General features: G+C 46.1%; 10 protein-coding genes. 5 read left to right on the top strand and 5 right to left on the bottom strand.

The genetic code is table 11. From position 1 onward, the window contains the following. Window positions 1-132 precede the first annotated feature (132 nt). The gene (locus LZZ85_RS23750; protein ID WP_237875995.1) at window positions 133-603 is read left to right on the top strand and encodes a hypothetical protein; all 471 of its coding nucleotides are present in this window, start codon (window positions 133-135) and stop codon (window positions 601-603) included. A 64-nt stretch (window positions 604-667) separates the two neighbouring features. Here the strand turns inward: LZZ85_RS23750 and LZZ85_RS23745 are convergent, their stop codons facing one another. Next, the gene (locus LZZ85_RS23745) at window positions 668-1,435 is read right to left on the bottom strand and encodes a TerC family protein (protein WP_237875992.1); all 768 of its coding nucleotides are present in this window, start codon (window positions 1,433-1,435) and stop codon (window positions 668-670) included. Between the two features lie 80 nt (window positions 1,436-1,515). On the opposite strand from LZZ85_RS23745, the gene hutI reads away from it, so the two are divergent. Genes hutI through ftcD form a run of 3 tightly spaced genes read left to right on the top strand, consistent with a single transcriptional unit; the run spans window position 1,516 to window position 5,753 of the window. Then, the gene (hutI, locus tag LZZ85_RS23740; RefSeq protein ID WP_237875990.1) at window positions 1,516-2,769 is read left to right on the top strand and encodes an imidazolonepropionase; all 1,254 of its coding nucleotides are present in this window, start codon (window positions 1,516-1,518) and stop codon (window positions 2,767-2,769) included. A 27-nt stretch (window positions 2,770-2,796) separates the two neighbouring features. Further along, complete coding sequence (locus LZZ85_RS23735) at window positions 2,797-4,017, top strand: cation:proton antiporter domain-containing protein (protein WP_237875988.1); 1,221 nt, start codon at window positions 2,797-2,799, stop codon at window positions 4,015-4,017. A gap of 59 nt (window positions 4,018-4,076) precedes the next feature. After that, the gene (gene ftcD / locus LZZ85_RS23730; protein WP_237875986.1) at window positions 4,077-5,753 is read left to right on the top strand and encodes a glutamate formimidoyltransferase; all 1,677 of its coding nucleotides are present in this window, start codon (window positions 4,077-4,079) and stop codon (window positions 5,751-5,753) included. 222 nt (window positions 5,754-5,975) lie between these two features. Here the strand turns inward: ftcD and LZZ85_RS23725 are convergent, their stop codons facing one another. The 4 genes from LZZ85_RS23725 to LZZ85_RS23710 form a co-directional block, all read right to left on the bottom strand. Next, window positions 5,976-8,198: a patatin-like phospholipase family protein gene (locus LZZ85_RS23725; protein WP_237875984.1), complete on the bottom strand. Its 2,223-nt coding sequence runs from the start codon at window positions 8,196-8,198 to the stop codon at window positions 5,976-5,978. A gap of 234 nt (window positions 8,199-8,432) precedes the next feature. After that, complete coding sequence (locus tag LZZ85_RS23720; protein ID WP_237875982.1) at window positions 8,433-8,855, bottom strand: SH3 domain-containing protein; 423 nt, start codon at window positions 8,853-8,855, stop codon at window positions 8,433-8,435. Between the two features lie 14 nt (window positions 8,856-8,869). Continuing rightward, a complete protein-coding gene (locus LZZ85_RS23715; protein WP_237875980.1) occupies window positions 8,870-9,361 on the bottom strand; it encodes a BON domain-containing protein in 492 nt (163 codons plus the stop codon). Between the two features lie 170 nt (window positions 9,362-9,531). After that, window positions 9,532-11,511, bottom strand: a complete 1,980-nt coding sequence (locus tag LZZ85_RS23710) for an ABC-F family ATP-binding cassette domain-containing protein (protein ID WP_237875978.1) — start codon at window positions 11,509-11,511, stop codon at window positions 9,532-9,534. A 204-nt stretch (window positions 11,512-11,715) separates the two neighbouring features. On the opposite strand from LZZ85_RS23710, the gene LZZ85_RS23705 reads away from it, so the two are divergent. After that, window positions 11,716-12,342 carry a DUF3347 domain-containing protein gene (locus LZZ85_RS23705; protein WP_237875976.1) on the top strand — a complete coding sequence of 209 codons (627 nt, stop codon included), beginning with the start codon at window positions 11,716-11,718 and terminating at the stop codon, window positions 12,340-12,342. Window positions 12,343-12,408 lie beyond the last annotated feature (66 nt).

Genomic DNA, 12,408 nt, shown 5'->3' with positions numbered 1-12,408 from the left:
ATCCCGCCCTGACCGGGAGAAACTTCATGATGGATCCAAGGATAGAGTAAACAAGAGATCTGCAGGAGGAGTGTGGGGCAACAGATAACAGGCACCGGACGGAGTTGCCTCGAAAATAAATAAATTGCACCCATGAAATCAGCCACCATACATGAGCTAAAGCAGGAAATGTCACAACTCAAAGCATCGGAGATCAGTGCTTTATGCCTTCGCCTGGCGAGATTTAAAAAAGAGAACAAGGAACTGCTGACCTACCTTCTTTTTGAAGCCCATGACGAAGACGGCTATATCAGATCCGTGAAACAGGAGATCGATGATCAATTCGAGTCCATTAATGTCAGTCATCTCTATTTCGTAAAAAAAAGCCTCCGGAAGATCCTTCGCGGCATCACCAAACATATCCGCTATACCGGATCAAAACAAGCCGAAGTGGAGTGGTTGCTGCATTTTTGCACCAAATTAAAAGACACCGGCATCCCGCTCGAAAAGAACACGATGATCAATAACATCTACCACAGCCAGCTCAAAAAGCTCTTCGCTGCCATCAACGGACTGCACGAAGATCTGCAGTATGAGTTCATGAAGGAAGCGAAGAAGTTGTAGGGGAAGAAAGTTTAAAGTTTAATAGTTGAATGCTTAACTTTTAAACTATTAAACCATTAAACTTTTAAACTTTCTTCCCCTTCGGCAACTCAATCGATTCATTCCTCTTTCTCAACCGCATATTCAGCAGCTCAACCAGCAGGGAGAATGCGATCATCGTATAGATATAACTCTTACTGATCTTCTGATGAAAACCTTCGGCCACCAGCATGATCCCGATCGCGATCAGAAAGGATAAGGCCAGCATCTGCAGCGTAGGATTTTTATTGATGAATCGGCTGATAGGTCCCGCAAAAAGCATCATGATCGCAATGGAAATGATCACCGCCACGATCATTACAAATACTTCATCTACCATGCCAATGGCTGTAAGGATCGAATCAAACGAGAATACTGCGTCTACCATTACGATCTGCAGAACCACAGAAGAGAATGCGGTGTACACGGTTTTCTTTTCAGTTTCCGTGGACGGCTTTTCCAATTTGTGATGGATCTCCAGCGTGCTTTTAACAACAAGGAATAATCCACCTGCCATCATGATCAGATCCTTCCAGCTGATGCTCACTGGCTGACCTTCAGCAGTGATATAAGGCAGCGTGAATAAAGGTGTTTGCAACCGGAGGATCCAGGTGATCGTTAACAGTAAAATGATCCGCATGACCATCGCCAGTAACAAGCCAATATTCCGCGCTTTCTTCTGCTGCGATGGATCAAGCCTGTCCGAAATGATGGAGATGAAAATGATATTGTCCACACCCAGAACGATCTCAAGAAAGGTGAGCGTCAGTAAACTTAACCAGATCGCCGGGTCGGAAAAATCAGGGATATTCATATGTAAAAGTATGACAGGTTAACAAAAGTGCTGGTGTAATAATCTTGTATGAATAGCCATAAAGCATGTAATATTGCTTTGTGGCAACTATACTGGTTAAAAATATAAAAAAAATGGTTGGGTTGGGAGCTCCCGCGGCTCCTTTACGCGGAAATGATCTTTCCCGGGTGGACAGTATTGAGAATGCATACCTTTTACTGGAAGATAAGGTGATTGCTGCTTACGGCGCAATGGAAGAACTGAAGCAGTCTCCGGGGTTTGATGAAGTGATTGATGCGTCCGGACGTTTTCTGATGCCTGCCTGGTGCGATTCCCACACGCATCTGGTTTTTGCCGCAAGCCGCGAAGAAGAATTTGTCGATAAGCTCAAAGGCTTAACCTATGCAGAGATCGCTGCCCGCGGTGGCGGGATCCTAAATTCGGCAAGAAAATTACAGGCAGCGTCGGAAGACGAACTATTCGTTTCCGCATGGAAGCGACTGGAGGAACTTGCAAAATGGGGGACAGGTGCAGTTGAAATTAAAAGTGGTTACGGACTTTCGCCGGAAGCGGAACTAAAAATGCTGCGGGTAATAAAAAGGCTTAAAGAAAAATCTCCGTTATCGATCAAAGCAACATTCCTTGGTGCGCATACGTATCCTCCCGGATACAAAGACGATCACGCGGGATATATTCATTCCATCATTCATGAAATGTTGCCCGTTATCGGCGCGGAAAAACTGGCTGATTATATCGATGTATTTTGTGAGCATGGATTCTTTTCTCCTGAAGAAACGGAAATGATCTGCCGCGCGGGTATGCAATACGGCCTGAAAGCAAAGATCCATGCCAATCAGTTGAATCTTTCCGGTGGCGTTGAGGTTGGCGTAAAGCTTGGTGCTGTTTCTGTGGATCATCTGGAAACAATGGATCAGCAAACAATTGAACTGCTCGCTTCTTCCGATACGATCGGCACTATGTTGCCAACAGCGGCTTTTTTTCTCCGCATGCCGTTCCAGCCGGCAAGACAGCTGATAGACGCCAATTGCGCCGTGGCGCTGGCTACTGACTTTAACCCGGGCTCATCACCGTCCGGTAATATGAATCTCGTTGTTGCCATGAGTTGTATCCAGATGAAAATGTTGCCCGAAGAGGCGATCAATGCTGCCACGATCAATGGTGCATTCGCCATGGAAGTTCACCACGAAACAGGCAGTATCGCAGTTGGAAAGAAAGCAAATTTTATTCTCACCAAAGAGATCAATTCTCTGGCCTTTATTCCTTACGCATTTGGCAATAACCTTATACACCGGGTGATGATAAATGGCCAATGGGTATCCTGCACCAACCAGTGAGTAGGATGGAATATCGTACTTTTGAGCATGGGAAGTCTTAACACAGAAGAAGTCTTAATTGCTATCTGTAGCATCGTCGTACTGTCGTATATTTTTTCGATCGTAAGCCGCTACATTAGAATACCCTCCGTACTTCTTTTGTTGTTTGCGGGGATAGGATTTGGAGCGCTTGCAAATTTTTATAAGGCTGACATTACTTTTTCACCTCAGCTGATCGAATCTCTTGGAGTCGTAGGATTGATCATGATCGTTCTGGAAGCCGGTCTTGACCTTAAACTTGGTAGGAATAAACTCGGCCTCATCCGGAATTCATTTTTTTCCGCACTTATCATTTTCGCTATCTCGGCCGCGCTGATCACGATCATACTCGAAAATTGGTTGCACGAGCCGGTTGAGAAATGCCTGGTTTATGCAATCCCTCTCTCGATCATGAGCAGCTCGATCGTGATCCCGAGTATTAATCCGCTCAGCGAGCAGAAGAAAGAATTCCTGGTGTATGAAGCATCGTTTTCAGACATCATAGGCATTATCGTATTCAACTATTTTACCGCGGGAGATACACTCTCTCTACACTCGCTGGGTGTTTTCGGCGGAAATATTATTTTGTCTGTCATACTGTCTGTATTACTGTCGTTCCTTTTGTTGCTGATCATGGCTAAAACAAAGCTCAACATTAAGTTCTTTCTCATTTTTTCACTGTTGATCCTGATCTATGCGGGCGGAAAGATCTTTCATCTTCCTTCGCTTATCATTATCCTTGCGTTTGGCCTTTTGATCAATAACTGGGAAAAATTCAAATGGGAAAAGGTATTGAAATTCTTCCCGCATGAACAGGTTGAATCTTTGAGACACCTGCTGCACTCCGTGACTGCCGAAACTTCATTTCTGATCCGGACATTCTTTTTTATCCTGTTCGGATTTTCGATCTCGCTTCATTTTTTAAAAGAATCTGAAATTCTGCTGGTCGGAAGCCTGATCGTTGCCGCAATGTTCCTTGTCAGGATCCTGTACCTCCGTTTTTTTGTAAGAACAAATCTTTTCCCGGAGTCTTTCTTTATTCCGCGCGGACTTATCACCATCGTTTTATTCTATAAGATCCCGAAGAATCTACGGCTCACCAGTTTTAATGATGGTATCCTGTTCTTCGTGATTCTGACCACCAGTATTATCATGGCACTCGGGATGGTTTTTTACAAAAAGAAACCTGATCAGATCGTGGAGGAATCCCAGTTCATGGAAAACAACTGATACGCAGCCACTAGGAAGCGACTTCCTTTTTCTTTACCTTGCTTATCACAACATCACATATGAAAAAAATCATCGAATGTGTTCCCAATTTCAGTGAGGGAAACGATCTGCTTGTTATCAAACAGATCACTGACCAGATCGAATCCGTTGAAGGCGTTCGTCTCTTAAATGTTGACCCGGGAAAAGCAACCAACAGAACGGTCGTGACCTTTGTCGGCGAACCAGAGGCTGTTATAGAAGCAGCCTTTCTTGCGATCAGAAAGGCCGGTGAATTGATAGATATGAGCAGGCATACGGGCGAACATCCACGCATGGGCGCTACAGATGTTTGCCCATTGATCCCGATAGCCAATATATCCATGGAAGAAACGGCTGCCTATGCCACACGTCTGGCAAAAAGGGTAGGAGAAGAGCTTACGTTGCCTGTTTATCTTTATGAAGCGGCACAACCTGATAAAACACGCAATAACCTTTCCGTGATCCGCGCAGGTGAATACGAAGGATTTTTCAAAAAGATCAGCCAGCCGGAATGGAAACCCGATTTCGGCCCGGCTGTATTTGATGCAAAACGCGGCGCTACCGTCATCGGGGCAAGGGACTTCCTGATCGCTTATAATGTTAATCTCAACACTACATCGACCAGGCGCGCCAATGCGATCGCGTTTGATGTAAGGGAAGCCGGCCGGGTTAAAATGGAAAACGGGAAGAAAGTGCTCGATGCTGATGGAAAACCTGTGTCTATTCCCGGGTCATTAAAATCAGTAAAGGCGATCGGATGGTTTATTGAAGAATACGGTATCGCGCAGATTTCCATAAATCTTACAAACCTGAATGTAACCCCTGTTCATATTGCCTTCGATGAAGTTTGCCGTAAAGCAGATGCGCGTGGAATTCGCGTTACAGGCAGCGAACTGGTTGGACTCGTGCCTTTACAATCATTGCTCGATGCCGGCCGGTACTTTCTGCAAAAGCAACAACGGTCTGTGGGTGTTTCCGAAAAAGAATTGATCCGTATTGCTGTGAAGTCCATGGGACTTGATGAACTGACTCCCTTCAAACCCGAAGAACGTGTTATCGAATACCTGCTGAAAGATCAGTCAGGCAGCAGGTTGGTCAATATGTCCCTCACTGAATTTGCAGATGAAACAGCCAGTGAAAGTCCCGCTCCCGGCGGTGGCTCCATTGCAGCTTATGCAGGTGCATTGGGTATTTCACTCGCGGGAATGGTGGCGAATCTTTCTTCACACAAAAAGGGTTGGGATGACAGGTGGAAAGAGTTCAGTGACTGGGCAGACAAAGCGCAACAACATAAAGCGCGCCTGATAGAACTGGTCGATGCAGATACTCATGCGTTCAATCAGATCATGGCTGCATTCGGTCTGCCAAAGTCCACCGATGCAGAAAAAGCGACAAGGCATACTGCGATACAGGCCGCAACACGTTTTGCCATTGATATTCCGTTCCAGGTAATGCAAACGGCATTTGACAGTATGTCTGTGATCAAAGCAATGGCAGAGACAGGCAACCCGAACTCAGTGTCTGACGCCGGAGTGGGCGCTTTATGCGCACGTGCGTCTGTAATGGGAGCCTTCATGAACGTGCGGATCAATGCAGCGGGATATGATGATAAATCATTCGTCAGCGAGATCGTAGAACGTGGCCGGAAAATCGAAAAAGATACGATCGCTTTGGAAGCGCAGATCCTGAAGATCGTTAATGAAAAGATAGGAGTATAGTCTTGTACTGCTATGCGTAGGTTCCCGCAGATGACGCAGATTTGAAAAGCTTATAAAAGCTAAATAGTCTTTTTTATGAAGCGCAGATTTCGCAGATGATCTCTGATCCATGGAGATCGGTCCGCAAAATCTGCACTTCTTTTTAGGAGCTCTATTAAGATTAAATATATTCTCAAATAACGAATGATAACAGCGTAATCGGCGGGAACCTACACCAGTCATTTAAAACGGAATACCCAGGTTGATGAACGTAGACACCTTACCTGTCTGATCACTATACATCATACTGAGATCCAGCGGACCCAATGCAAAATTGTACGAGAACGTCAATGCATATCCGGTATACACATCCCTGCTTTGAAAGTACCTGCTCTTACTGATGAAATTGTTGAACAGGATATTTGCACGACCCGTGATATATGTAGCATTGAATACCTGCCATCTTAAACCACCCTGCACTGCTGCATACGCTGTACTGTAAACTGAGCCTTCCTGCAGGCCGGCAAATAATGCCTGCCTCCGGAATAGTTTTACCATTCCACCGATCACAAATTCATTCATCACATTATCTCCATAATCAAAATTGATCCCGCTCTGTGCAGCAAGAAAACCGGTTGTCTTCCTTGTGAGAGGAAGATAGCCTTCAGCCGAAACAGTCGTATAGAAGAAAGGTCTGTTTGTTGCGCGGAGTGAATCAGGGTTACTGAGTGGTTGTCCATTTCGAAGGAAATCGATCTTAAGATCCTGACGGACGATCCGGCCTCCTTCTATCTCCAGCTTCGAACCTTTGTTGGCGAAATAAGCACGGTCGAGCGTGTTGCGATTGAGATAAACAAACAGCGTGGAGAACTGGCTGCGGCCATCAAATCCAAGTTCCGGGGTGATCGTTGGTTTAAAACGCAGCCACTCAAAGCGGTGTCCAAATCCCAGGGTAAGATTACGCTGACTCGAGTAATGGAACTTTTCAGAAACTTCCCAGTAGTTCTGATTATACAATCCGGTTTGCTTTAATTGGTCATATGAAATAAAATCAAGCCTGTCAAACTGTGTCTTCAATGTGAATCCGAAATTTTTCAGCCGCCCCATGTACTGCAGATGCTCTGCTCTCAATCTTAAGCTTTCACCCAGGTTAAGTGTAACAAGACTTCTTGAATTTGGAGTAAAGAAGTTGCGCGTTGTAAAGTTTCCCACCAGGCTGATCCCGGAGAAACGCGAATAGTGTATGCCGAGTTTGGCAAAGGTCAGTGCGTTTTCTTCCACATCAAAATTTATATGAGCCGTACCATCCGCTTTTGGCTCCAATGCGTAGGTGATGCGTTTATAATAACGCGTTCCATACGCTCTTCTGACAATATCGGCCAGTTTCCTGGCGGTATATGGTTCATTGGTTACGAAACCCATGGTATGTACAAAGAACTCGGGTGATGTCTTATCAAGGCCTTTGACGTTATAGGAACTGATCTTTATCTCCGGTACCACCGGGAGACGCTCTGTCTGGTATACCTGTTTTCCATAGATCGCATCCAGGGAATCGGCCATTTGCTTAAGTTTCGGATAAAGCTTGCGTCCCTCTTCCATTCCTTTTTCAATGATAGCAGCTGCATCGGAAAAACTTCCCATATTGTAATTCTCCAGTTCAAACGGGATATAAATATCGCAAAGCGGGATCTCTTTTTTTGCATCCTCACTTTCGCGGAAAAAAGCTACCTGCAAGAGTATCTGGAATACATTCCTGATCTTATCAGAGGGGAGAAGTCCCGAAGCCACATTGCTCCCGATCACAATATTGGCGCCCATTTCGCGAACATCACGCACCGGGAAATTGCGTACGATGCCACCATCCACCAGTTTCCCTTTCTCATAGTTCACCGCGGTAAAAAAGGAAGGAATGGCCATGCTCGCCCTGATGGCATTTGTCACTTCTCCATTCTTCATGACAACCGCTTCGCCGCTGCCTACATCCGTAGTGATGCAACGGAATGGGATATTGAATTTGGAAAAATCCTTAACGTTATAAACAGGGAAGAACAGCTCTGAAAACTTTAACCATAATTCCTGCCCTTCGAGCAGACCCGTGGACAGGTGAAATTTGTTGTTGATCCATGGCAGTTCAACAACGTATTTGTAGGACTCTTCTTTCTCCTCCATTAAAAGACTCCGAAGACTGGTCTGATTGCGGAAAAGGGCCTCCCAGTCAATTTCTTCAACGATGTTTACCAGTGTATCTGCCGAATATCCCACCGCGTACAGTCCGCCGAGGATCGCACCCATACTGGTACCGGTGATATAATCCACCTTGATTCCTGCGGAATCGATGGCTTTCAGGATTCCCAGGTGAGCAAGGCCTTTCGCGCCGCCGCCGCTAAGTGTGACGCCGATCTTAGGCCGCTGGGCTAACAGGCAGACAGGAAAAAGCAGGGAAAGGAGAATGAAACGAACTTTCAACAATCTTTGAATTTTTCGATGGATTCGAGAATGAATTGAGCACAAAATAACGATTTTAAAGGCGCTTTCCACGTTCAATTCAAGGCCGTTCTGTTAAGTATTTCTTCATAATGCTCGTAGCTACGCGACCGATCAGGAAGTACAGGCTTTAACAGGAAGATCTTCAATAATAATAAACAATAAATTAAAAAAGCCCGGCTATTAAAGCCAGGCTTTTTTAGTAAATTAAACATCTTACGCTTCCGGCGTAAGGTATTCCGCATAGGCGTATCCCTCTTCCCCCTGCTCTGTTCTCACTAACCACCATTGATCATTTGTTTTACTCACAAGCGTCACAATAGAATGATGCGCTGCTTTGCCGATCACGGGCTGATCTGTTCCCGGTCCCTTCCTGATATTTAGATTCGACTTCTCCGTCGTCACTTTCGCTTTTGTACCAGGCGCGGAGGCAGCGACGTTTACATTCATTACGACATCACCGGCGAGAAAGTTCGGATCGATCTTATCATAAAGATTCCAAAGCTGATCTTTGACCGCTCCGGAAGGGGCTTCGCCATCAATATACAACACGCCGTCTCTTTCGATCACCTGGAAGTTTGAAACGCCCGCAGTTTTCGCCGTATCGAGCAACTCCCTGTATTTATCTTGCAATGCCATGATAAACGTTTTAATTATTTAATTTTTAAACCAGCCGGATCTGTTTTTTTAGGACGCAGTCCGTCCAGCGATTTCTTAAGCTTTTTCCAGTCAGCCGCTTTGATCTCACCGCTCAGGGCAATCACACCGTCGTTTACGGTCGCGGTAACACCCGGATAATCTTTCACTGCATCTGCCACGCCTTTCGTCAGCGGATCATCGGCTGCAATCACCGGCTCAGCTGGGGGCGGCGGAGCAGCAACAGATGTATTGTCCTTTACAGATTTTACACCTTTCACGGATTCTACCCGCGATTGCAGGCCGGATTTTGCTGCCGGATCGGCCACCTCGCCATCAACCGTTACCACTCCATCTGCCACTTCTACAGAAACTCCCATATAGCCAGGCTGTGCGGATAAAGCTGCCTGAACTTCTGTTTTGATGTCTGCATCTTTGGGTCCGCTTTTACAGGCTGGCAAATAATAAGTCGCAGCCAGTAATCCTACTGCTACCAATAATTTTTTCATACACTGATTTTTAAATGACGGATACCTGTATTGATACCCGCCAAGGTCTCCCAATACACGTGCCACAAACAATTATTTGGCCGGTTTTAAGTGTAAACGGCCCGCATAAAAAAAGCATCAACCATAAATGCGGGGGTTGATGCTTTTTTTATGAACGATCAAGTGGGGGATCAGTTCTTTTCCAGCTCCATGATCTTTTCAAAAACCTGTTCGTATTCCTTATTCATTTTCGAAAGCTCTGCTTCCGCTTTTTTATAAGCATCTTCGGCTTCTCTGAATTTTGACTTATCAGTATATGTGCCCGGGTCAGCAAGCGCTGCTTCCAGTCTTGCCCTCTCTTTATTCAGCTGTGCGATCTTTTCCTCCAGTTGTTGAAAGATCCGTTGTTGTTTCTGAAGTTCCTTCTTTGCTTCTTTGTTAATAGGAGCAGACGGAGTGGGAGCGGGTGCAGCAACGGGTTTGGGTTCAGGTTTCTGTTCCTGTTTTTGCTCCTGTTTCTCGTTAGCCTTATTGTTTTTGCTTTCAGCTTTTTTCTGCTCTGCTTCCTGCTTTGCCATGCGCTCTTTCCAGGCTACCCATTCATCATATCCTCCTTTGAATTCTTTTACCTGCTGATCAACGATTTCCCAGATCTTATTAGCCGTTTTAGAAACAAAGTACCGGTCGTGACTTACGAGGATCAAACTTCCTTCATACTTTTTCAGGGCATCGATCAGCAGATCGCAACTGTGCATATCCAGGTGGTTCGTCGGTTCGTCGAGCATCAGGAAGTTGGCTTTGCTGACCATGGTTTTTGCCAGTGCAACTCTTGCTTTTTCTCCACCGCTCAATACACGGATCTTTTTATCGCTGTCATCACCGCTGAAAAGAAAACATCCCAGGAGTGTTCTCAGTTCCAGTTCGGTCATCTGGCTGCCACACTCTTTCATTTCATCAAGAATGGTATTGTTCACGTTCAGGGCTTCCAGCTGATGCTGTGCATAGAAGCTTTCTTCTACGTTATGTCCCCATTTGCGTTCGCCTTCATACGTTTCAACGCCTGCGATGATGCGCAGAAGTGTCGACTTCCCTTTACCGTTCGCACCGATCAATGCGATCTTGTCACCACGGTCAATTTCAATGGAAGCGCCGTTCACGATCGTGTTTTCACCAAAGGTTTTGGTGATGTCTTTCAGCTCAACAAGTACGCGACCCGGTGTTTTATCCACGCGGAAGTTAATGCGGATATTAGGTCTTTCGATGGCCACGTCTTCAATACGTTCGAGCCTGTCAAGGCGTTTTTGTATACTTTGTGCCTGTGCAGCTTTACTTGCTTTTGCCTTGAATCGTTCTACGAATCGCTCCTGCTGACGGATATAATCCTGCTGATTCTCGAATGCCTTTTGTTGCAGATCGATCCTGACCGCTTTCTCTTTTTCATAGAACTCATAATTGCCGTTATATACATGAAGTTCCTGCTGGTAAAGCTCCACGATCTTTGTAACCATCCGGTTCAGGAAGTATTTATCGTGGCTGACGATCACCACTGAACCCTGGTAGTGTAAAAGGTATTTTTCCAGCCATTCGATAGAAGGAAGGTCAAGGTGGTTCGTAGGCTCATCAAGCAAGAGCAGATCCGGCGCCTGCAGGATCATTTTTGCCAGAAGCACACGCATCCTCCAACCACCACTGAATTCTTTGTAGGGCCTTTGCAGGTCAGCATTGGAGAAGCCAAGCCCCTGCAATACTTCTTCGGTGCGATGATGGATGTCATAACCGCCAAGTGTCTCCAGCTCATGCAGTTTGTCGGAATATTCATGCAGCGTCTTTTCGTCGCCGGTCCTCTCCAGTTCCTTTCCCAGTTCCTCGATCTCTTTCTCCAGCGCCAGCACTTTCTCAAAAGCACTCATCGCCACCTGGTGTATCGATTCAGTGGTATCAAAGCTCAGCAGGTCCTGGTGCAGATAACCGATAGAAGTGGTACGGCTTCGCTCCACCGTGCCGGCTGACGGACTGTACTGTCCAACCAGTAATTTAAGCAGGGTCGATTTCCCTGTTCCATTATAACCGATCAACCCGATCCTTTCTCCGGGCTGTATATGCCAGGTTGAATCCTCAAGGATCACCCGGGCGCCAAATTCGAATGTAACGTTCTGTAAACCTGCTAGCATTGCTTTATTTTGTTAATCTCCGTTTGGATCGATGTCCGTTGACTATAGTCCGTTGTCCGGATTCCCCGTCTGAAATAACGATGATCGCTGATCGGTCAACGGTCAACGGTCAACGGTCAACGGTCAACGAACCTCAATAATTTCGCAAAAATAAAGCATTCCCGATTCCCGATCCGGCGATTATCTTTGTTCAAATGCTGTTCGATGAAAAAAGTTTTCCTCATTTTGCTTGTACTCATACTGATAGCCGCCGGATACCTGCTCTGGGTTTTTAAATTCCGTACCGGAAAAAGGGGGCCTGACGGTCCTGACCCGGTGCCGTTGACTGTCAGCAAACACAGCGAAGCCTTCAACTCTTCGGTTCATTCGTCCCTCATTGCCTATTATTCCCTGTCCGAAGCATTGGTGCAGTGGGATACTGCTGCTGTGACGAGATCCAGCCATGAATTGAAAGTTGCGCTGGACAGCCTCAAAATCGATGAACTAAAAAAAGATACCACGGGCATCTATGAGTCAGCGCTCGATCCGCTGAACAATGCCCGCAATGAAACCGGCAATATTCTTTCAAACCCTTCTCTTGACGCAAAACGCGCCGCTTTTAACTCCCTGTCCGAAAATCTCCGTCTCCTGTTCATTATCTCCCGCTATGACCAGGAAAAGATCTACTGGCAGGAATGTCCAATGGCCTTTGGCGAAGACCAATCCGGCTTCTGGCTCAGCAAAACGGATTCCGTCCGCAATCCCTATCTCGGGACCAGCCATCCGAAATTCAAAGATGGTATGCTGCATTGCGGTGCGCCGAAGGATACGATTAATTTTGTAGCGCGGTAGAAGGATTGTTGATCGTTGTCCGTTGACCGTTGACCGTTGTCCGTTGTCCGGAATTCGAGTGAGGTA

Source organism: Terrimonas ginsenosidimutans, assembly GCF_022012415.1.
Classification (GTDB): Bacteria; Bacteroidota; Bacteroidia; order Chitinophagales; family Chitinophagaceae; genus Terrimonas_A; species Terrimonas_A ginsenosidimutans.
The sequence above is the reverse complement of the archived record's forward strand: the minus strand, read 5'-3'. Positions and strand labels throughout refer to the sequence as shown.

Coding starts and splice junctions, on each gene's coding strand:
- LZZ85_RS23750 (WP_237875995.1), top strand. CDS start 133: ATGAAATCAGCCACCATACATGAGCTAAAGCAGGAAATGTCACAACTC.
- LZZ85_RS23745 (WP_237875992.1), bottom strand. CDS start 1,435: ATGAATATCCCTGATTTTTCCGACCCGGCGATCTGGTTAAGTTTACTG.
- LZZ85_RS23735 (WP_237875988.1), top strand. CDS start 2,797: ATGGGAAGTCTTAACACAGAAGAAGTCTTAATTGCTATCTGTAGCATC.
- ftcD (WP_237875986.1), top strand. CDS start 4,077: ATGAAAAAAATCATCGAATGTGTTCCCAATTTCAGTGAGGGAAACGAT.
- LZZ85_RS23720 (WP_237875982.1), bottom strand. CDS start 8,855: ATGGCATTGCAAGATAAATACAGGGAGTTGCTCGATACGGCGAAAACT.
- LZZ85_RS23715 (WP_237875980.1), bottom strand. CDS start 9,361: ATGAAAAAATTATTGGTAGCAGTAGGATTACTGGCTGCGACTTATTAT.
- LZZ85_RS23710 (WP_237875978.1), bottom strand. CDS start 11,511: ATGCTAGCAGGTTTACAGAACGTTACATTCGAATTTGGCGCCCGGGTG.
- LZZ85_RS23705 (WP_237875976.1), top strand. CDS start 11,716: ATGAAAAAAGTTTTCCTCATTTTGCTTGTACTCATACTGATAGCCGCC.